The sequence below is a fragment of the Streptomyces pseudoechinosporeus genome (assembly GCF_054783935.1).
This window is the reverse complement of sequence record NZ_BAAGPS010000074.1, coordinates 19,307-40,160: the sequence shown is the minus strand read 5'-3', so window position 1 is coordinate 40,160 and position 20,854 is coordinate 19,307. Positions and strand designations below refer to the sequence as shown.

Genomic DNA, 20,854 nt, shown 5'->3' with positions numbered 1-20,854 from the left:
TTCGCCACCCCGGCGTTTCGCGTGACGGAAGGACCTGAACTCCCTTGACCTACATACGTGTTCGGCTCGGCGCCCTCGGACTGGCAGCCGTCCTCGCAGGCCTCGCGACCCCACCCGCCCTGGCCGCGCCCGCCGAGGAGCCCACGGCCGCACTCACCGTGGAGGAACAGCGCCTCGACAGGGCGGCACCCCAGGAGATCCTGCGCCGCTCCGGATTCGACACGGTGGCACCGGAGTTCGCGCGGGCGCTGGGCAAGGCGCGGTCGTACGCGCAGGCCGAGCAGGTGGTCGTACGGCAGGGTGCGGAGCTGTGGCGCCGGGCGGTCGACCGCGCTCAGGGCCGGGGTCCGGCGGGCGGTGACCTCAGCCGGGACGATGACCGGCCGTTGTACTGGGCGCGGCTCGGGATGACCCGAGAAGTACGCCAGTGGCAGCCGGAGTTCGGCCTCACGGACGCTCAACGCACCAAGCTGGTGGGCGCACTTGAGCGAACCTCGCGCGGTCAGGACTCCATCCGTTACCCGCATCGCAAAGGCGTCGAGCGGATCCTGGTGACCGGCTTCGACCCGTTCACGCTGGACCGGGATGTACGGATCTCCAACCCCTCCGGGGCCACCGCCCTCGCCCTGGACGGCACGGTGATCGAGACGGCCGACGGCCCGGCCCGTATCGAGACCGCGCTCTTCCCGGTCCGCTGGCAGGACTTCAGCGACGGAACGGTGGAGCGGACGCTGCGCCCGTACCTCCCCCGCGTCGACCTGTTCACCACGGTCAGCCAGGGTCGCGTGGGCCGCTTCGACGTCGAGCGGACCAACGGCGCCTGGCGGGGCGGTTTCCCGGACAACGAGAACCTCTCGCGCACGGAGACCATCCCGGTGACCGACCCGGCCTCGCAGCCGCAGTGGACGTCAACGACCTTGTCGTACAAGGAGATTGTGGCCGCCGATACAGGCAGCTTTCCCGTGTACGACAACACGGAGGTGACCGAGATCCCGGCGGGTGGCACCGATCCCGTCGTACGCCCCGAAGGCCCGACCGCCGGCTCGACGGCTCGCGAGGGCGGCGGCGGGGACTACCTCTCCAACGAGATCGCCTACCGCGCGACGCTGCTGCGCGACCGGCTCGGGCTGGGCGGCTCGCTGCCCGGCGGGCATGTGCACACGCCGGTGCTCCAGTTCGGCACGGGCAACACGGATCCGGCGACGGGTACGGTCACGGATCCGCAGTTCGTCCAGAACCGGCTGGACATCATCGCGCAGGTCCGCGAGATCGTGAGGGTGGCGGCGGACGCGTCCCGGTAGGTCAGTAGGTCACCAGGCGACGGAGTTGCCCCGGACCTGCCCCTCGCCCTCGCCCTCTTCTTCTCCGGTTTCCTCGCCCAGCAGGTCGCGGGCCATCAGTGTGGCGCCCGCGACCGCGCCGGGCATCAGGAACACGGCGACGAACGGCACGACGAAGGCGAGGGCGAGGGGTGTGCCGAAGCCCCACACCAGGGCTTTGCGGGAGCGCAACAGGCGGAGGCGGTCGCGGAGTTCGACGCGGCGGCGCTGCATCGCGACCGCCGTCAGCTCCTCGGTCAGGAAGAACCCGGTGACGAAGAAGCCGACCACCGGCACGACGGTCTGCCCGACGAACGGAATGAACCCGAGCGCGAAGAGCAACACGCCCCACGCCGCCGCCCTGACGACGATCCGCAGACTGTCCCGCCCCGAGATCACCAACTCCCGCCACAACGACAGCCCCGACTCGGGCGCCGTCCCGTCCGGCGAGACGTCCCGGTCCACCTTCTCGGAGAGGTTCTCGTAGAAGGGCTGCCCGATGAGCAGGGTCACGGCGGTGAAGGTGACGACGGCGAGGAGCAGGGCGAGCGCGAAAAGGACTGCCGTCAGGAACCCTCGGAAGAGGCCCAGCCAGGGGCTCGCCCAGTCATCGGCGAACGGGGTGGCCCAGGCCACGAAGTCCGCACCCCACAAGGCCAGGCCGATGAGCGCTGCCACATACAGCACAAGCGTGATGAGCCCCGGGATCAGCCCGAACCCGAACTGCTTCCCATGCCGGGCAACCCAACGCTGCCCCTGCCCCAAGTAGCCGAACCCCACGCGCAGATCATGCATGGGGGCACCTTATCGGGGTCCTTGTGCCCGGCTCCCCGGAGGTTGGGGCTCCTGCCATCGGGAGGGTGGGAGCGCCCGTCGCGGATGCTTCGGCGAACCGCTACCCGACATCGGCAACGGCATGAGCGGGGCCAGCATGGCCTTGGCACCCTTACGCAGGGCGCGAGCTCGGAGCTTGAGGTATCGATCACAGCACCCCAAGAGTCCTTGCCGACAAGCCCGTTGAGTCCGTCGCTTCCGTCCGGCCCTCCGCGAACCGCACCCCTTGTATGTCATACCCAGACCGGCCGCTGGGTAGAAGGTGCGGGCCTGTGGCGTCATGCGCCGAGACCGAGCGGTACGCCCGCGCACTGAACCACGACCGCAAGGCCCGCCCAGCCGCCATCGGTGCACAGTGAAGGGCGAGTCAGTGCCCGGTCAGCGGTCCTGCCACCGCCGTATCCAATAGGCGACGTCGCGTCGATGCACCATCGGAACCAGCGTGTCTATTCTGGCGCCGGATTCTGTCTCGATAGAGAGGACCTTTCTCTGGTGAAAGGTGACTTGCTTACCTAGGCGCAGCGCCCCTCTCGGACGTCCGGTGAACGTGGAGCGTGGCTGAATGAGCAGGCGCTGGTCGGTCAACACCACAACGAACTCATCAGCAAGCAGGGCGTAGGGCAGTCGCCCAACTCTCCCGCGCACCGCCACCAGCAGCCGCACTTGTTCACCTTGCGGTACTTGCTTCCGGATGTCCCATCGTGCAACGGTCCGTATCAGCAGGAGGTTTACCGCGTAAACAATGGCGACGAAGGATGCGTCCCAGACTACGGACGTGGTGAAGGTCCATCCGGCGATCCATGGGGTGGCGATAATGGCGATAGCTACAACGAGCATCGACAGTCGGGCGGAGCCGATTGCAATGCCTTTGGCGGCGGGGTTCATTCCATTCCCTTGGGTCGGCTGCGCGGACCGGTGTGCTGTGCCTCCCCGAAATTCGGGGAGGCACAGCACGGGGTGCTTCAGTTTATGTAATGGATTGGGCGGAGGGCGGGCACCCACGGTCCGAGGAGGCCGCCGGTGATGCCTCCGGTTAGGCCTTCGACGGGACTTTGGCCCATGGCCTTAGCCATCCCGGCGCCCGCTGCGCCAGTCCAAAGGGCTCCGGTGACGGCGCCCGCAAGGAGGCAAGCGGCTCCCGCAGTTGCTCCGCAGGCGGCTCCGACGGCCATTATTGCCGCAGCGCCGACAGCGACGGTCACAACGGTGCCGACTGCCGCCTTGGCCCAGCCGGGCATGCTCCACAGGCCGTTCGGGTCAATCATGTTGGTGGGGTCGCCAGAGGCGTACAGGTAGGGGTTGGCTTCGAGCCCTGCCGGGTCGGGCTGGGTGAAGCGTCCGATGTTCGGGTCGAGGTAGCGGGCCTTGTTGTGGTACAGCCCGGTCGGGTCCTGGTAGCCGCCCGCGAAACGGTAGGGCTGCGAGACCTGTTCGGTGGCGTCGGTGATGCCGTTCGGGCTGTAGTAGTACCAGTTGACCTTTTCGCCCTGGGAGTTCGCCACGGCCTCGACCGTGCCGAGGGCGTCGGTGAGGTAGTAGTACGTCTCGCCCTTGGTGCGGAAGGAGTGCAGGTTCCCGGACGGCTCGCGGGTGAGGTTCGTGTCCACCCCGGCCTTCGTCTGGGCGGAGAGGCCGACCGGGCCGTGATGGAAGGCCGTGTCGCCGAACTGGGTGCGCTCGGACTGGTCGGTGGACGCGTACCTTCCCTTGTACTCTTCCCCGCCCTGGGTGACGGAGGTGAGCTGGGAGAAGTCGTTCCACTGCCCGCCGGCACGGGCGGTGTCCGCAGTGGGGTTCGCCGCAGTCTCGTTGCCCGCCTTGTCGTAGGACCAGCCCTCGGTGCTGCCGTCGCGGGCGGTGAGCTGGGAGGCGTCGTCGTAGGTGTAGGTGGTGCCTCCGGGGCAGGTGTCCTCGGCCCGGGCCTTGCGGGCGGCCGGGAGGTTGCCGGTCAGCGAGGCGGTGGCGCCGGTGGGCAGTTTCAGGCTGCTGGGGTTGGAGCGGGTGTCCCAGCCGTAGGCAGTGACATTGGCCGGGTCGGAGCCGGCGCCCATGGCGTCCGTGGCCGTCTCCAGGTTCAGGTTGGCGTCGTAGGTGCGCTCCCGGTTCCGGCCGAGAGCGTCAGTGACCTTCGTGACCGAACCGTCCGCGGTATGGGTGTACTTGGTCTGGTTCCCGGCCGGGTCGGTGACGGTGGTGACCCCGGCCTTGCCCGGCGCGTCGGCGGTGTAGGCGTAGGTGTACGTGGGGCCGGTCTCGCCGGAGTCGTTGAAGCCGGTGGCACGCTTCATGGAGGTGACGCGGTTGTTGCTGTCGTAGGTGAAGAACGTCACCCGCCCCTCGGGGGTGGTGATCTTCGTCAGGCGGCGGTCGGCGTCGTATCCGAACTCGGTCGCCTTGCCCTCGGCGTCGGTGGTCTTGGCCATCGGGTTGCTGCGACGGTGCAGTGAGGTCAGCACCCTCATCAGCTCCTGGCTCGTCGGGTGGACGCGGGCCATCTCGGGCGCGACGTCCCAGGCTTCTTCGAGCGACTCGAGAGCGAAGTCACGGTCACCGAGGGCCAGTTGCGACCGGTCAAGGTTCATGTAGAGAGGGCCGACCCTGGTTGCGGGGAGCGTCAGCCCGTTCCGGATGAGGCCTTCGGCGGTGTCCAGCGCCGTGCGGTGCTGCTCCATGTCGGAGGACGTCGAGATCGCGTGCATGGCCGTGTTTTCCGGCCCGAAGTGGATGCCGTGCTCGTCGATGTCCTCGGGGAACTCGTCAGCCGTCCGCCACGCTGCCTCGATGTGCCGGGCGGCGATGGCCTTCTCCTTCAGCCGGCCTGCCAGCGTCAGCCCACGCAGGTGCAGGATGCCGAGGCCGAACGCACGGTCACGTCCCCGCAGCGTCGACTCGGCCTCGACGACGGCCAACCCACCCGCGAAGTCACCGGAGTTCAGGAACGCCCCAGCCTCGTCCCTTGCGGCCGTGACAGCGGAGATCGGGCGCCCTCGCTCGGCAGCCACCCGCTGCTTCATGACAGCCAGCTCGGCGAGGTGCATCCAGCGATGCCGGGCGGCCAGCCAATAGACCACGCTGTACATGTCGGCAACACGGGTCCAGGCGTCCGGCGACTGCGTGGCGTGGGCGTAGTTGGTCACCAGGACGTCCCACTCGATACCAAGCGAGCGGCCCTCATCACACCTGGCGACGTGATCGGCTACGAGGGCGAGTGGCGCACGGTCAAGGAGGCGAGGACCGACATGGGTCCGATGGGCGGGTTGGCCGTGGTGGTTGTGTGGGAGGAAGGCGGCACGGCCCGGTTCCCGGCCGGAGATGAGCTGCTCCTTGGCGAATCCGGCCGGTGACGCGCGATCCGGGCATGCACTCCGCGAAAAGCGTGACACTTTCCCGGAAAGTGTCACGCTTTTCGCACCTGGTACCCCGGCAGAGGGGATTGGCCACAGCATCGCTCGGCTGAGGCGGGGCTACCCTTCTGCGGGCGCGCATCCCGGACCGGCTCCGCGCCTGTGCCAGCTGCCCGGCTCCGGGCGCAGCAGCATCGGCGGCTGTTCCGCCGAAAGCGTGGCGGGGGCAGCGGGCCAGACGTGCACGGCGGTGAGAGCCGGACCAGGAGCAGTAGCTTCGGTTTCATGACCGAGGAGACGATCATCGCGCTGCGGAACTACGACTGGCTCGTCCGCTCTCGAGGGCTTGATGACGTAGTGCTGGACTGGGACTCCGGCACCCTCGTGTACGACGATGGCGGCACCACCATCGACGCACTGGTCGAACGGGGCTTCACTCCCGCCACATAAACGGGGCTTCACCCCTGCTGGATAGCTGCCCACCGTCACTGACCTCCGTGCTTCCCCCGGACGAACTGCCGCGGGTGAACGGGGCGCGGGTCCGAAAGGGAGTGCGCCGGGATCAGAGGTCGAGGGAGGCAGCGGGGACGGTGCCGGGCTCCGTTGCCAGGTCCTCCGGCCGTACCCCGATGCCCAGCTTCTCCTTGATTTTCTTCTCGATCTCGTCGGTGAGGTCGGGGTTGTCCTTCAGGAAGGTGCGGGCGTTCTCCTTGCCCTGGCCCAGCTGATCGCCCTCGTACGTGTACCAGGCGCCGGCCTTGCGGACGAAGCCGTGCTCCATCCCCATGTCGATCAGCTCGCCCTCGCGGCTGATGCCCTGCCCGTAGAGGATGTCGAACTCGGCCTGCTTGAAGGGCGGCGCGATCTTGTTCTTGGCCACCTTGACGCGGGTGCGGTTGCCGACCGGCTCGGCGCCGCGCTTGAGGGTCTCGATCCGGCGGATGTCCAGGCGCACCGAGGCGTAGAACTTCAGCGCCCGGCCACCGGTCGTCGTCTCTGGAGGGCCGAACACGATGCCGATCTTCTCCCGGAGCTGGTTGATGAAGATCATCGTGGTCCTCGACTGGCTGAGCGCGCCGGCGATCTTCCGCAGCGCCTGGCTCATCAGGCGGGCCTGGAGGCCGACGTGGGAGTCGCCCATCTCGCCCTCGATCTCCGCCCTCGGCACGAGCGCGGCGACGGAGTCGATGACGATGAGGTCGACGGCTCCGGAGCGGATCAGCGTGTCGGCGATCTCCAGCGCCTGCTCGCCGGTGTCGGGCTGGCAGGCGATGAGGCCGTCCGTGTCGACGCCGAGTCTTTCCGCGTACTCGATGTCAAGGCCGTACTCGGCGTCGATGAACACCGCGGTCCCGCCGGCCCGCTGCACGTTGGCTATGGCATGCAGCGCGATGGTGGTTTTCCCGCTCATCTCCGGGCCGTAGATCTCCACGACCCGCCCGCGTGGCAGGCCGCCCACGCCGAGGGCGACGTCGAGGGCGATGGAGCCGGTGGGGATGACCTCGATGGGGGCCCAGGGGTCGTCGCCGAGACGCATGACCGAGCCCTGGCCGAACCGCTTCTCGATCTGGGCGAGGGCGAGTTCGAGCGTCTCCTCGCGGTTCTGTACTTTCATGGGGTCCGCCTCGGGGGTAACGGGGGTCAGGATGTGTCATCGCGGCCGACGGACCGGGTCAGAAGGGGAACGTGGGGCTCTTGTCAGGGGTGCTTTTGTCCCCGTCGGGTGCCCTCGGTGCGTCCTTCGACGCGGGAGGCTCGGTGCCGAAGAGGGTGCCTCCAGGGGCGCCCACGCGCGAGGTCTTGCTGACCGTCGCGTCGGCGTAGCGCAGGGAGGGACCGATCTCCATGGCTTCCAGCTCGATGACGGTCCGCTTCTCGCCCTCCTTGGTCTCGTACGCCCGCTGGTGCAGCCGTCCCTGGACGATGACGCGGGTGCCGCGCGTCAGGGACTTGGCGACGTGTTCCGCCATCTGCCGCCAGGCCGAGCAGCGCAGGAACAGCGTGTCGGCGTCCTTCCACTCGTTGCTCTGCCGGTCGAAGGTGCGGGGCGTGGAGGCGACGGTGAAGTGTGTGACCGCGTCGCCGGACGGGGTCATGCGGATTTCGGGGTCGTCGGTCAGGTTGCCGACGACGGTGACGACGGTCTCGCCGACCATGAGAGGTACTCCTAACGCGCGTACGGACGGGGGGAGTTGGTTGCCTTACGTGTCTTACGGCGGATCAGCCGCGGTGAGTCTCGACGCGTGGGCCGGGGCGTTCTTCAACGGAATGCCGAGTCGGCGGACGGTGCACGGATGGCCGGGGGCGGCTTTGCACCACGGGCAGGGCACTCGGAGGGCGCGGACGCGGAGGTCGTTCCTCGATCGGCCGGCGAGGGCGGGGGGCGGCGGGGCCGGGACGGTGGGTGTCCGCTCGACACGCTGTCCCGAGGCGATCGCGGTCACGATCGCGAGGAGTTCCGCGCGGTAGCGGCGCGGGTCGTCCGGGTCCGCGTCCGGGAGCGGCAGCGGGTCGCGGGCGAGCCGCTCCTCCCTGGTCGCGCGCACCTCGTCGCGGATGTCGACGGCGGCGATGTGGTGCCGTCGCCGTCCCAGCCGGATCACGGCCTCATGCGCGTCGGCGGCGTCCAGGTCGGCCAGGAGGGGGTGCCAGTTCTTCGCCGTGGTCTCCTCCAGGTGCATCGACGGGCAGATCGAGGCGATCAGGGCCACCAGCTGGGCCGTCTCGGCCGTTGTCATCCGGGACTCCCTTCCGCGGGAACGCATCCCACCTCCCCGAGACCGCTCAGCTCGTGGGACCGGGAACCACAGGGCGGCGGATGTGTCCCTGCCGGAGGGCGCTGTGGCGGTGGTCATGGTGGGCATGGTGGTCATCGCTTCTCGCCGCCGCCGAGGACGAGTAGCCGACGCAGGTCGATCTCGCCGGTGTGCCAGGCGCGAGCGACCTGTTCCGTTCCGCCGGGAACGGGCCGGAGGCTGAACGAGCGCGGTTCGGACGCCGGAAGCGTCGCCAGTCCGGGGATCACCTCGCCGGTGTGCGGGTCGGTGACCGGGTCGAGGCCGACGAGCCGGGCGAAGAACTCCCGCTGCCAGTGGGGGCGCACCTGGGTGAGCGTCTCCACCTCGTCGGGGTGGTTCTCGGCCACCCAGGTGAGGAAGGCGTGCTCGTCGGCGACCACGACCGTCGGCTGGGGGTCGATGAGCGTGATGGTGGCGATCGGGGTGCCGTCCGGCAGGGTCACCCGGATCGACTTGAGGCCGAGCTCGGCGCGGGCCGCACGCAACCCGTCGAGGACCGCCCGGCGCGTGGCCCGGTACTCGGCCTCCACCACGTCGCGCAGCACCCTGAGCACGGCGACCCGGGTGGCATGGTCCCTGAGGCTCATGCGGCCTCGTCCTTCCTCCGCCCGGTTCCGTCCCGCGACCCGGTCCCGTGCCTCGCCTCGGTCCCGTCCCGGGACTCGATGTCCTGGGCGACCCGGTTCTTCGCCGCCTCGGTGCCGCGGCGCACGATCAGCTCGCCGAGCGTGCGGGTCTCCCCGTCGTCCAGGACTGCGGAGCCGAGCAGGTTGTGCCGGCGGGCCTCCTCGTAGAGGGTGCGCAGGCCGTCATAGGTGGCGTCCGGTGCGGTGGCCTCCGTGATGTAGTCGGACACGGACTTGGCGGGCTTGCCGGTCTTGAGCCAGCCGAGGATGGCCTCGGCGAACTCCGCGCCGGGCTTGTGGAGCACCATCCCGGACAGCGGCTTCGCCCGGGACTTGGAGATCACCAGGGTGTTCTCGTGGTCGAGGTCGCCGACGATGTCGAATTCGTACTCGATGCCCTCCCGCTGCTCGGGCTTGAGCCCGACCTTGCGCGGTACCTTGCGCCCGCGCTCGTCGGCCTCGACGACGTACTCGGTCTTGGTGCGCATGGTGACGATGAGTTGACCGGGATAGGCGAGGAGGGCGTCGATCATCGCCCGCTCCAGGGGGCGGGCCTCCTTCCAGCCGGCGAAGCTGCTCCCCGACCCGGTGCGCTTCGCCGCGTTGTCGACCTGCTCCAGCATCCCGCCCGTGCCGGACCAGAAGTGCGAGAGCGAGTCAACGATCACGACGTCGTAGCCCTCGTGGGCGGCCACCGCGAGCGCCTCGACGAGCGCGGGGGGCTCGAACGTCGTGAGCGGGAGGGTGTCGAAGACGAATTCGTCGGCGTACTTGGAAGCGCTGCCGTGCTCGGTGTCGATCAGGGCGATCCGGTCGCCGAGCCCGGTGCCGATGACGAGCGCGGTGTAGGTCTTGCCCGAGCCGGTGGGCCCGGTGAGCGCGATGCGGGCCTTGGCCTGCTCCTTGGTGGCTGGGGTGAAGGTGAAGCTGCTCACGCCGTTCTCCTCTGGCGCATCCGACGGCGGTTCGGGGTGGGCTTGGGGAGGGACGGGACATGGTCCTCACCTGGCAAGACGTGCACCCACGCGGCCGTCACTTGCTCGAATGTCAGTTCGAAACTGCCTGAAACCACACGTTAGGCATGCACGGAGGGGAAAATCAACACTTTTCTCCAGAAAAATAATCAATGCCCTTGATGTCCGTATCGGCCGGAGCGAGTGCGCCTGCGCCGCGACGCGGGTGGGCACACGGTCGTAGTCGGAACTGGTTCGGAACCGTCCGGTGGATTCGGGAAGGGCCCTGCGCAGGTCCCCGGCGTAGGGTCGGAGTATGTCCCTGTCCGGGAGCTCCGCCGCATCGGACGCGGCCCCGCCCGCGGCACCCCGGCCCGCCCCGAGGACGCCGTCGTCGCTGTCGCCGTCGCGCGCGGACGACTTCATGACCTGCCCGCTGCGCTACCGGCTCCGGGTGATCGACAGGCTGCCGGAGCCACCGAACCCGGCGGCGGCCCGGGGCGCCGTGGTGCACGCGGTGCTGGAGCGGCTCTTCGACGTGCCGGCCGGGCAGCGCACCCCGGACCGTGCCCGTGCGTTGCTGCGCCCGGAATGGGAGCGACTGCTGGACAAACGGCCCGAACTGGCCGCCCTCTTCCCAAAGGACACGGACGGCGCGGTACTGGCCGCCTGGCTGGCCGAGGCGGAACAGCTGCTGGAGCAGTACTTCCGGATGGAGGATCCGACCCGGTTGGAGCCCGCCGGGCGGGAGCTGTTCGTGGAGACCACGCTGGAGTCCGGGCTGAGGCTGCGCGGGATCATCGACCGGGTGGACGTCGCCCCGACCGGCGAGGTCCGCGTGGTGGACTACAAGACCGGTAAGGCGCCCCCGCCGGACTTCGAGCACCGGGCCATGTTCCAGATGATGTTCTACGCCCTGGTGCTGTGGCGGCGGCGCGGGGTGGTCCCGCGCCGCCTCCAACTGGTCTATCTGGGCAGCGGCGACATGGTGACGTACGACCCGGACGAGGCGGACCTGCGTGCGGTGGAGCGGAAGCTGCGGGCGCTGTGGGCGGCGATCCAGCGGGCGGTGACGACGGGCGAGTGGCAGCCCAGCCCGAGCCGCTTCTGTGACTGGTGCGGCTACCGGGACCTCTGCCCCGCGTTCGGCGGCACCCCGCCGCCCTATCCCCTGGCCGGCGACACCGCCACCACCACCCCCGGCTCCGCCGCGGGCGACACCGCCGCCGACACCCGTACCGCCGCCGCCCGGGCAACCCGCCCCGCCCGATAGGCGGACGCCAGGAGCAACGGCTGGAGGTGTTCCAGGCCGGAGACGACGAACTCCTCGCCGGCGACCAGCAACGGGCGGCCCGCCTTGATGCCGGCGGCCGCCGCCTCCGTCAGGTCCGCCAGGGGCGGAAGCGTCGCGCGCACGACGCCCGCCCCCGCGGCAGCGGCCCGTTCCGCCAACGCCACCTGCAAGGGCAGGAGCGGAGCCAGCGCAGCCGTCAACGCGTCGGCGATGCGGCGGAGTTCGGGGGACGAGTCGCGCAGTACGTCCGCCGCGGCCCGGATCAGAGGAGCCAGGGCGAGGAGCACGCCCGCCATCACCCCCGCCGCCGCGGGCAGCAGCGGCGACGTGGCCTCCACCAGCTCCCCCAACGCCTCCGCCGCCTCCTCCACGGCCGGCTCCACCGCGTCGAGTACGGGCAGCAGGCTGTCACCGAGCGCGGTCAGCAACGCCTGCGCGGGCTCGCTGACGGGGTGGGTGGCGAGCGGCGCGCCGCTCGTGCCGAGGCGCGTCAGCGTGTCCACGATGCGGTAGAAGGCCTCCTGCGCCTGTGGTGAGGCGCTCGCCTCGGCCAGTTCGGCGGTGGTTTCGCGCAGTACTCGCAGCGCCTCCGCTCCCGAGCCGTCCCGCGGATCAAAGGTGTTGATGGCGATACGGGTGATATTGCCCGCGGTGTCCAGAAGTTGGCCGGTGATGTCGGTGGTGTTCCGTGCGATACGCGCCACGTCATCCCTGCTGGGGAGCGACGGAATCGTTGCCATGGACTGCTCCTCGCCTCACGCACTGCGCTCCAGCGTCTGACCCCCGTCGCGCCGACGCCCACCCTCAGCATGCCCGCTCCGCCACGCCAACGCCCTCTTGTTGCAGGGGAATCGAACCGGTACACCTCCCCGTACCGATTAACAGGAGGTACGCGTGCGTCTGCCGAGACCCGTCCTGCTCGCCACCGCCACAGCCACCGCGGCGGCAACGCTCCTGCTCAGCCCGTACGGCGCCGTAGCCGACCCGACGCCCCAGCCCCCGACCCGTGAGAGGGAGACCGGAGCCGCCGCAGGCGGAGCCGCAAGAGCGCCCGAGAGCACCACCGACCGAGCCCTCACCTCCCCCGCCCCGGACCTCGCCACAGACCCCCGCGGCTACCCCCGCGAACAGACCCTCACCCCGGACCCGCAGAACCCCGCGGACAAGTCCATCAAGCTCGGCCTCACCCCGTACCACGCCATCGCCCCGAAGCTGAACGCCCTCCAACAGCTCGGCGACCGCGTCAGCGTGGAGATCGCGGGCCGCTCGGCGGGCGGCCACCGCCTCTACCTGGTCACCGTCACCGCGCCGGAATCGTCGAAGCAGGCCCGCGCCCAGGAACGTATGCGCGAACTCATCGAGAACGCACCCCAGGCAGCCGCCAAGGACCCCACCCTCAAAGCCGCGTACAAAACCCCCGTCTTCTTCAACAGCAACATTCACGGCAACGAATGGGAGGGCACCGACGCCGCCCTCAAGCTCATCGAGCGGCTCGCGAAGGCGAAGGACAAGGACACCACGGGCCTCCTCGCCCGCAACCGCCTCTACTTCAACATCACCGCGAACCCCGACGGCCGTATCGCCGGCACCCGCGCCAACGCCAACGGCTTCGACATGAACCGCGACTTCATCACCGCCTCGCAGCCCGAAGTCCGCGCGATGCGGCAGATCGAGATCGATAAGCAACCGGCCGTCATGCTCGATCTCCACGGCTACGTCAACGGCACCCTCATCGAGCCCACCACTCCCCCGCACGGCGAGAACTACGAATACGACCTCTTCCTCAAGAACACCTACGCCAACGCCCTCGGTATGGAGTCCGCCGTCAACGGCCTCGGCTACACACCCGAGAAGGACGGCGTGGAGCCCGCCCAGATCCCCTTCCGCGACCAGGAGGAGGGCTGGGACGACTGGCCGCCGATCTTCACTCCGCAGTACGCGGCCTTCCACGGCACCGTCGCCGCGCACACGATCGAGATCCCGCTCGCGGTGAACAACGAGGAGTACGACGAGCTGCCGGTCACCGAGCTGCGCCGCCGTGCGGCGATCAACGTGGACGTGGCGGGCGCGGCGATGGACGCCACCCTCAACTTCGCCCAGAAACACCGTACTTCCCTCATCGACGACCAGATCGAGGTCTTCCGCCGGGGCGCGACGGGTGCCGCGCAAACATCCATCTCGCCCGAAACGGTGCCGGGTGTTCCGGGCATCGGACCTGAGGACGTCTACACGACCGACTTCCCGCGCGCGTACGTCATTCCGTCCGACCGCGACCAGCGATCAACCACCGCCGCGGCCCGCCTCGTCGACCACCTGCTCGCCAACGATGTCCAAGTCCAGCGCGCCACAAAGGACTTCAGGCTCGGCGGCAAGTCGTACACGCGGGGCTCGTACGTCATCGACATGCACCAGCCCAAGCGCGGTCTCGCCAATGTGATGCTGGCGGACGGCCGGGACATCAGCGACAAGGTGTCGACGATGTACGACATCTCCGGCTGGAGCCTGGGCCGCCTGTGGGGCGCGACGGTCGACTCCATACGGACACCCGGGCTCTCCGTCCCGTCCCGTACGGTCCACGAGGCCGCCCGCGTCGGCTACGTCGCCCCGTACGGCAACCTCCGCCTGCGCCTGGACGACGCCCGCGAGATCGCGGCGCTCAACTCCCTTCTGGCGGACGGGGTTTCGGTACGCCAGTCGGCCGATGGCGGCAGCGCGATCGTTCCCGCGTCGGCCCGGACGAAGGCGGCAGCACTCGCCAAGAAGTACGACGTCGCCTTCGACGCGACGAAGGCCACCGGCGGCACCCCGCTCCACCGCGTACGCGTCGCCGCGGCCGTCACCCCCGGCGAGCTCTTCGCCCTCCGCGAGATGAACTTCGACGTCACCCCGGTGTCCACGGCGATCCTCAACGCGGGCTTCGACTGGTCGAAGGCGGACGTCCTGTTCGCATCGGCCGGGCTCGACCACGAGGAACTCAGCGCGGCGGCCCGTACCGCCCTGGACCGCTTCCTCGCCCGCGAGGGCCTCGTCGGCCGCGGAGCCACCGGAGCCGCGCTCAACGCCGCCGCGGACCTGCTCGCCGTCAAGCCGGTCGAGGGCAATGGGGACGCCAACGGCGTTGTACGCGTGGTGAATTCAGGCGGCGGCATCACGCAGGGCACTCCGGACCACAGCTTCGTGTACGCCCCCATGTGGTTCACGGACCTGGGCTCCTCAGTCCGTGTGGAGCAGTCGTACGCGACCGGAAATCCCCTGGTCTCCGGCCACTGGCGCGCGTTGGATGACGGCACCGGCGGCCCCGACCAGGCGGCGGGCCGGGCCTCGGTCGTCAGCGGCCCGCACGCCGTCCTGTTCGGCACGGAACCGCTCTTCCGCGCCCACCCGAAGGGGGAATTCCCCCAGGTCGCACGGGCCTTGTTGACGGTGTCCCACTGACACCCTGAGGCACGGCAGGCACGACGACTCGAGGAGTACGGATGACCCCGGAGATCCACGGCACCGTCGCCGACGGCTACGAGGCGGTACGCGAGGAGTTCGCGGCCTTCGTGACCGCCGAACGGCCGGACTACGCGGGCCAGTTGAGCGCGTACGTGCACGGGCGGCGGGTCGTCGATCTCTGGGCCGGTGCGGAGACGGACGGCGAGACGCTGTTCGGTGTCTTCTCGTCCACGAAGGGGGCGGCCCACCTGGTGGTCGCCCTCCTCGTGCAGGAGGGGACGCTGGAGCTGGACCGTGAAGTGGCGTACTACTGGCCCCAGTTCGCGGTCGAGGGCAAGTCGGCGATCACCCTGCGCGAGCTGCTCGCGCATCGCGCGGGCGTGGTCGGCTCCGACGCGGGCTTCACGGACGACGAGCTCGCCGACGACCGTGCGGTCGCCGAACGGCTCGCGGGCCAGCGCCCGTTCTGGCGGCCGGGCACCGCCTTCGGCTACCACGCGCTCGTGATCGGCGCGCTGACGGGCGAGGTCGTACGGCGGGCCACGGGCCGTACGCTCCAGGAGGTGTACGAGGAGCGGATCCGTGCCCCGTACGGACTGGGCTTCTTCCTGGGGCTGCCCGAGGCGGAGGAGCCCCGCTTCCGTTCCGTACAGCCGATGGCGCCGACGGCCGCCGAGCAGTCCGTACTGGACGCGGCGCCCACCGGCCCGCACACGCTCACGTCGATCGCGTTCAACGAGCATGTGCCGGAGCCCGGAACGCTGGAGGGCTTCGCCAACTCCCGTACCGTGCGCGCCAAGGGCCAGGCGTCGGCGGGCGGCGTCGCCTCCGCGCGCGGGCTCGCCGGGATGTACGCGGCGGCGATCAGCCGGGTGGACGGCCAGGCGCCGCTGCTGAAGCCGGACACGATCGCGGAGGTCGGGCAGGTCCACTCGATCGGCTTCGACCTGGTGATGCGCGCCCACAAGGCGTACGGGCTCGGCTTCCAGGCCACGGCGGAGAACTGGTACCCGTTCCTGGGCGCCGGGGCCTTCGGCCACAGCGGCGCGGGCGGCTGCCAGGCCTTCGCCGACCCGCGCAGCGGCCTGGCCTACGGCTACACACGGCGCCGGATGTCGTTCCCGGGCGGAGCGGCTCCGGAGAACGAGCGGCTGGTGCGGGCGGTGTACCGGGCGGCTCTCACCTGGGTCAAGCCATATTCACCTACCTATTGACGGTGGCCCGTTGAAGTCCCTGGTCATCCGAGATGCCGCACCGGCACCTCGCCCTGGTAGTCGAACTGCGCTACCGCAGGGTCTGCAGCACCTGCTCTCCCGCGCCCGCTGCCGTCCGGGGTGGCGTGGCCAGCGTGTTCGGTGTTCGGCCAGTTGCCAGCTGTTCTTGCGGGCCACGGGGGCGAGCAGTCCGCGTACGTAGTCCCGCATGCGGCGACGGGGTTAGACGCGGCCGAAGTGATGTCCTAGGTGGTGAAGAGGGCGTCCAGGTCGTGGTCCCAGGTCCCTACTGTCTGCTCGGTGATCACGATCTGAGGCTTCCCCTGCCCGGGACGCCCTCGCCGTCGGGGCCGCTCCTTCGAGGGGCGGGCGGGCAGAACCCGCCCGTGACCACGGCACGCCGCGTTGCTCAGCCGTCGGTGAGGGAGATCCTGCCCGCGTGCAGGCGTCCGTCGCCGCCGTCGAAGTACACCCGGTCGCCGGCGACGGCCGCGTCGGGGTCGCCGGACGACAGGCGCGTCTCGGCCGGAGACGCGCCTGTCCGGGCATCCGCAGCGTGCAGTGTGCCGGCTCTGGTGCTGAAGAGCAGCGAGCCGTCCAGCAGACCGTGCAGCTCGGGTTCGCGTTCGGTGGGCTCGGTCCAGAGCGGTCTTCCGGAGTCGGCCGCGACCGCGTGCACGGTTCCGGATCCGTAGTCGCTGGTGGCGTCTCCGGTCCCGCCGTAGACGACGCCGTCGGTGACCATGAGCGGTTCGAGCCACTCCTCCACACTCTCCACGTCAGGTTCGTAGGTCCACAGCTTCGTGCCCCGCCGGGCGTCGACGGCGTGGAGGACACTGCGGCTGTCGCCGAAGTAGACGGTGCCGCCCGACACCGTGATCGCCGTCGCCTCGCCCGCGTAGTTCCGGCTCGCGCTCGCGTGGTACCGCCACAGCTGATCCCCGGTGTCCGCGTCCAGGGCGTGGAAGTAGGTGCCGTCCCTCTCCCGCACCCCGCCGTAGACGACCCCGTCCACAACCGCGAGTGCGTCGGACAGATCGTGCTCGATCGTCCGGGTCCACTTCAGCCGGCCGGTGGCGGTGTCCAGCGCCGACACGGCGTATGTGCCGTAGCGCTCGGACTCCTCGGGCAGGCGGTACATGGCGTTCATGTAGACGGTTCCGTCGGCCACGACGATGCGCATGTGGACAGCCCATGTCGTGCCGGGCGCCGTGTGTGCCTCGGCGGCCACGCTCCAGACTCGTTTTCCGCTGTCCAGGGCGATGCCCTGGATCGTGCCCTTCTCCCTGCTGGAGGCCACCACCAGTCCGTCGCTCACGCCCTCGAAGGACGACGCGCTCGGATCGTCGTACGTCCACACGGCGTCGCCGCTGCCGGCATCCACCGCGTGCAGCGCGCCGTCCTGGCCCTGGCCGACCACCTTGCCGTCGGCGACCACCGGCTGCCAGAAGTCCTCGTCGGACGACCACTGTTCCCGCACCGCCAGCTGTTTCGCGACGGGCGTGGGGCTGCCGGAGCTTCCGGTGCCGTTGCCCCGGCCCGACGAGCCGGAGAAGGCGCGGGGCAGGAGCAGGCCGGCGACAACGGCCAGGACGACGAGGGTGCCCGCTGCGGCGAGGACCGCCGTACGTCGCTGCCGGGCCGCCCCGCGCAGCCGGGCGGCGAACGAAGGCCGCGCGGGCGGCGCGCCGAGCCGCGCTGTGGCGACGGCGGTCTGCGCCGCCACGGTGACCGTCGGCAGGTCCGCGTCCGCCGTTGCCGTGGCGGCCTCCTCCGGCAGCGGGACCGCGCACAGCGCGGTGACGTCGGCGGCGACCGGTGCGGGCAGCCATGCGGCGCGGGTGAACGTGCCCCGGGTCCCGTCGGCCCCCTCCCACCGGCCCAGTTCCTCGACGAGTTCCGGCACCCCGGGCCGTAGCAGCGGGTCCTTGGCCAGGCACCGGGCGACCACGTCGGCGAGTCCGTCCGGCACGCCCTCCAGGTCGGGATCCTCGTGGACGACGCGGTAGTTGACGCCATACGCGGGTCCGCCCCCGAACGGGCCGGTCCCGGTAGCCGCGTACGCCAGCAGCGCGCCCAGCGCGAACACGTCACCGGCGGGCCCCACCTCGCGACCGACCAGTTGCTCCGGCGGAATGTAGCCGGGGCTGCCGACCACGGCCCCTGTGGTCGTGAGCTTGGTGTCGTCGGCGGCCACCGAGATCCCGAAGTCGATCACCCGCGGGCCGTCCTGTGCCAGCAGCACGTTCGACGGCTTCAGGTCACGGTGCACCACCTGGGCCCGGTGGATCGCCTCCAGCGCCTCCGCCAACCCCGATCCCAGGGCCCGTACGGACCGCTCGGGCCAGGCGCCGTGCGTCGTGACCGCCGTGCCCAGCGCAACGCCGGGCACGTGGGCGGTGGCCAGCCACGGCAGGTCCGCTTCCGGATCCGCGTCGACCACGGGCGCGGTGAACGGCCCCGTCACCCTCCGTGCCGCCGCCACCTCCCGCCCGAACCGTCTGCGGAAGGCGGCGTCCTCGGCCAGTTCCTCGTGCACCACCTTCACCGCGGTCGTCCGGCCGCCCGGCGACCTGGCCAGGTACACGCGGCCCATCCCGCCCGAGCCCAGCCTCCCGACGATCCGGTACGGGCCGACCTGCTCGGGGTCGCCCGCCTCCAGCGGTGTGAACACCTGCACGCCGCCTCTCCTCCTTGTGGTGCCGTGGTGTGCGGATACGGATCAGGTCGCGGCCCGGTAGGCGGTCAGTCGGCCCTCGCGTTCGACGAGCAGGATGCTCCCGATGACCATGGTGTGCGAGTCGCCGTCGACGTCGAGCGATTCCCGCCATCTGGGCTTTCCGCTGCGGGCGTCCAGCGCGTGCAGGTCCCCGTCCGAGCCGTGGACGAGGACGGTGTCGTCCACCACGTTCAGGGACGTCGACTCCTCGGAGTCCTGCTTGTGCCGCCACAGCGGCCGGCCGCTGTCCGCGTCGAAGGCGGACACATAGCCGTCGTTCTCGAAGTACACGGTTCCGTCGACCACTTCGGGCAGACCGGCTCCCTCGCCGAGCCTGCCGTCCCACAGTTCACCCTCGAAGGTACGGCGCCACACCTCGGAGCCCGAGGCGGCGTCGACGGCGTACAGTGCGCCGTCCCGGGTGCCGAAGTAGACCTTGCCGTCAGCCACGACGGGGGCCGTCTCCGCGTCGCTCGCGGCCTGGTGGGTCCACTTCTCCTTGTGCGTGCCGGTGTCGACGGCGATCAGCTTCCTCCCGCTGTGCACGAGGAGCGCGTCACCAGTGACCGCGACGTTGCCGGACGTATTGGTGTCGTACGCGTACTCCCACAGCTTGCGCCCCGTTCGCGTGTCGAGGACATAGAAGAACGCCGTCATGTCCGCGTAGGCGGCGTTGCCCACGGTGACCGGGGAGGGATGGAAGGAACTGTCCTGGTATCTCCAGCGGTGGTCACCGCTGTCCGCGTCCACCGCGAACAGGTGGTCGCTGCTGCCGTAGTACAGGAGGCCGCCCGAGACGGCGGTGACCTCGATGTCGTCGCCCTTGTCCTTCAGGTAGTCGATGTCCTCACGGACGTCGGCCACCTGGACTCGACGGCCCCAGCGCTGCGAGCCGTCGATGACGTCCAGGGCGGTGATCTCGTGACGGTCCTTGTGCTCGAGGTAGATCATCTCCTCCGAGACCTCGGCCAGTCTCTGTCCGTCGGCCAGGGTGTGGGACCAGAGTTCCTCGACGTTCGGAGGGCTGGAGGGCCCGGCGTCGTCCTCACTGGCGGCCACCCTCCACAGGACGGCGCCGGTCACGGTGACGGCCAGGGCGGTCGCCGCGGCGAGGGCCGTCCGCAGGCGGCGGCGCCGGGTGCGGGGAGGGGCGGCGGGCGGGGGCTCCGGCGTACCGTCCCCCGCCCGGGGCAGGGGCTCGGTGGGCACCTCGGCCCGCAGCCGTGTGGCCGAGTCGACGACCGGGCCGGGCATCCATCCGACCGTCGCGATGCCCCCGTCCGGTGCCGGAGTGCCCTGGCGCGCATGCCGGTCGTCGTCGGCGGCGGGGTCCGGGTGTCCCAGTTCGTCCAGCAGCCACGCCACCGTGGGCCGCTCCCCCGGGTCCTTCGCCAGGCACCGGGCCACCACGTCCGCGAGTGCGGGCGCCAGGCCCCGCAGGTCGGGGTCCTGGTGCACGACCCGGTAGTTGACCGCGTGGGACGCGCCGCCGCCGAACGGGCCGACGCCCGCGGCCGCGTACGCCAGCACCGCCCCCAGGGCGAACACGTCACCGGCCGGTCCGGAGGTCTCGTGTCGCAGTTGCTCGGGAGGGATGAAACCGGGGGTGCCGATCACCATCCCGGCCTCGGTGAGCGCGGTGTCGCCGGCCGCCGCCGAGATGCCGAAGTCGATCACCCGGGGACCGTCCGGCGCCAGCAGGACGTTCGACGGCTTCAGGTCGCGGTGCACCAGGTCCGCCGCGTGCACGGCGGCGAGAGCCTCGGCCAGGGCGGCGCCGAGGCCCCGCACCGCCTGCTGCCGCCACACCCCGTGCCGGGCCACCGCGTCCTGGAGGGACAGTCCAGGGACGTACTCCGTGGCCAGCCAGGCCGGGTTCCCCTCCGGATCGGCGTCGACCACCGCGGCAGTGAAGAAGCCCGTCACCCGCCGTGCCGCCTCGACCTCGCGTACGAAGCGCCGCCGGAACCCCTCGTCCCGCAGCAGCGCGTCCCGCACCACCTTCACCGCCACTGCACGCCCGCCGGGCGAGCGCCCCAGGTACACCCGTCCCATGCCGCCCTGGCCCAGCCGGGCCAGCAGCCGGTACCGGGCCACCCGCACAGGATCCCCCGCCGTCAACGGTACCGACGCCACTGTCCCGCTCCCCTGCCCACTCGCGGCCCCATGCCGGCCCGCCACCTCAACGGGCCCTCCCTGCACCGGACTCCCGGCACCACCCCCACGGTTCCCACTCCGCACGTCCGCCACCACCCTTACGGCGAACCCTCCCCGGAAACCTCACGATCGCGGGGTACCAGGTGGGCTGGAGGTTG

At 70.5% G+C, this 20,854-nt stretch carries 17 protein-coding genes and 1 pseudogene; 6 read left to right on the top strand and 12 right to left on the bottom strand.

The features are described from left to right. Positions 1-44: 44 nt before the first annotated feature. Positions 45-1,301 carry a pyroglutamyl peptidase gene (locus ACYVO6_RS42290; RefSeq protein ID WP_461071043.1) on the top strand — a complete coding sequence of 419 codons (1,257 nt, stop codon included), beginning with the start codon at positions 45-47 and terminating at the stop codon, positions 1,299-1,301. 9 nt (positions 1,302-1,310) lie between these two features. Here ACYVO6_RS42290 and ACYVO6_RS42285 read toward each other — a convergent pair whose 3' ends face one another. The 3 genes from ACYVO6_RS42285 to ACYVO6_RS42275 form a co-directional block, all read right to left on the bottom strand. Continuing rightward, entirely contained in the window at positions 1,311-2,114 is an 804-nt protein-coding gene (locus ACYVO6_RS42285; protein ID WP_461071041.1) for an EI24 domain-containing protein, read from the bottom strand. Between the two features lie 417 nt (positions 2,115-2,531). Next, entirely contained in the window at positions 2,532-3,038 is a 507-nt protein-coding gene (locus ACYVO6_RS42280; RefSeq protein ID WP_461071039.1) for a hypothetical protein, read from the bottom strand. A gap of 77 nt (positions 3,039-3,115) precedes the next feature. Further along, positions 3,116-5,290 carry an RHS repeat-associated core domain-containing protein gene (locus ACYVO6_RS42275; protein WP_461071037.1) on the bottom strand — a complete coding sequence of 725 codons (2,175 nt, stop codon included), beginning with the start codon at positions 5,288-5,290 and terminating at the stop codon, positions 3,116-3,118. Positions 5,291-5,341: 51 nt separating this feature from the next. On the opposite strand from ACYVO6_RS42275, the gene ACYVO6_RS42270 reads away from it, so the two are divergent. Both ACYVO6_RS42270 and ACYVO6_RS42265 read left to right on the top strand, forming a co-directional pair. Continuing rightward, on the top strand, positions 5,342-5,497 hold the full coding sequence (locus tag ACYVO6_RS42270; RefSeq protein ID WP_461071035.1) for a hypothetical protein: 156 nt from the start codon (positions 5,342-5,344) through the stop codon (positions 5,495-5,497). Between the two features lie 285 nt (positions 5,498-5,782). Then, entirely contained in the window at positions 5,783-5,947 is a 165-nt protein-coding gene (locus ACYVO6_RS42265) for a hypothetical protein (protein ID WP_461071033.1), read from the top strand. Between the two features lie 112 nt (positions 5,948-6,059). Here ACYVO6_RS42265 and recA read toward each other — a convergent pair whose 3' ends face one another. From recA to ACYVO6_RS42240, 5 genes are all read right to left on the bottom strand, one after another. Next, the gene (recA, locus tag ACYVO6_RS42260) at positions 6,060-7,112 is read right to left on the bottom strand and encodes a recombinase RecA (RefSeq protein ID WP_461071031.1); all 1,053 of its coding nucleotides are present in this window, start codon (positions 7,110-7,112) and stop codon (positions 6,060-6,062) included. Between the two features lie 58 nt (positions 7,113-7,170). Next, a complete protein-coding gene (locus tag ACYVO6_RS42255; protein WP_461071029.1) occupies positions 7,171-7,653 on the bottom strand; it encodes a single-stranded DNA-binding protein in 483 nt (160 codons plus the stop codon). A gap of 54 nt (positions 7,654-7,707) precedes the next feature. After that, positions 7,708-8,235: a zinc finger domain-containing protein gene (locus ACYVO6_RS42250; protein ID WP_461071027.1), complete on the bottom strand. Its 528-nt coding sequence runs from the start codon at positions 8,233-8,235 to the stop codon at positions 7,708-7,710. A gap of 131 nt (positions 8,236-8,366) precedes the next feature. Further along, positions 8,367-8,882 carry a hypothetical protein gene (locus ACYVO6_RS42245; RefSeq protein WP_461071025.1) on the bottom strand — a complete coding sequence of 172 codons (516 nt, stop codon included), beginning with the start codon at positions 8,880-8,882 and terminating at the stop codon, positions 8,367-8,369. Next, positions 8,879-9,856, bottom strand: a complete 978-nt coding sequence (locus ACYVO6_RS42240; RefSeq protein WP_461071023.1) for an ATP-binding protein — start codon at positions 9,854-9,856, stop codon at positions 8,879-8,881. Before ACYVO6_RS42240 ends, ACYVO6_RS42245 begins: the two co-directional genes overlap by 4 nt. A gap of 334 nt (positions 9,857-10,190) precedes the next feature. On the opposite strand from ACYVO6_RS42240, the gene ACYVO6_RS42235 reads away from it, so the two are divergent. Beyond that, a complete protein-coding gene (locus ACYVO6_RS42235; protein WP_461071021.1) occupies positions 10,191-11,147 on the top strand; it encodes a RecB family exonuclease in 957 nt (318 codons plus the stop codon). Here ACYVO6_RS42235 and ACYVO6_RS42230 read toward each other — a convergent pair. Then, positions 11,039-11,908, bottom strand: coding sequence for a hypothetical protein (locus ACYVO6_RS42230; RefSeq protein WP_461071019.1), 870 nt, complete (start codon positions 11,906-11,908; stop codon positions 11,039-11,041). The two genes, ACYVO6_RS42235 and ACYVO6_RS42230, sit on opposite strands and share 109 nt — an antisense overlap. Positions 11,909-12,062: 154 nt before the next feature. Here ACYVO6_RS42230 and ACYVO6_RS42225 point away from each other — a divergent pair, with 154 nt between their 5' ends. Together ACYVO6_RS42225 and ACYVO6_RS42220 are read left to right on the top strand one after the other, a co-directional pair. Next, positions 12,063-14,603 (top strand): M14 family zinc carboxypeptidase, encoded by a 2,541-nt coding sequence (locus tag ACYVO6_RS42225; RefSeq protein WP_461071017.1) that lies wholly within the window; start codon positions 12,063-12,065, stop codon positions 14,601-14,603. A 41-nt stretch (positions 14,604-14,644) separates the two neighbouring features. Continuing rightward, positions 14,645-15,820: a serine hydrolase domain-containing protein gene (locus ACYVO6_RS42220; protein ID WP_461071015.1), complete on the top strand. Its 1,176-nt coding sequence runs from the start codon at positions 14,645-14,647 to the stop codon at positions 15,818-15,820. A 141-nt stretch (positions 15,821-15,961) separates the two neighbouring features. On the opposite strand, the pseudogene ACYVO6_RS42215 reads toward ACYVO6_RS42220, so the two are convergent. The 3 genes and pseudogenes from ACYVO6_RS42215 to ACYVO6_RS42205 form a co-directional block, all read right to left on the bottom strand. Further along, positions 15,962-16,089, bottom strand: a pseudogene (locus ACYVO6_RS42215) (IS701 family transposase); the annotation flags it as partial. A gap of 140 nt (positions 16,090-16,229) precedes the next feature. Beyond that, the gene (locus ACYVO6_RS42210; RefSeq protein WP_461071013.1) at positions 16,230-18,500 is read right to left on the bottom strand and encodes a protein kinase domain-containing protein; all 2,271 of its coding nucleotides are present in this window, start codon (positions 18,498-18,500) and stop codon (positions 16,230-16,232) included. Between the two features lie 42 nt (positions 18,501-18,542). Continuing rightward, on the bottom strand, positions 18,543-20,675 hold the full coding sequence (locus ACYVO6_RS42205; protein WP_461071011.1) for an outer membrane protein assembly factor BamB family protein: 2,133 nt from the start codon (positions 20,673-20,675) through the stop codon (positions 18,543-18,545). Positions 20,676-20,854 lie beyond the last annotated feature (179 nt).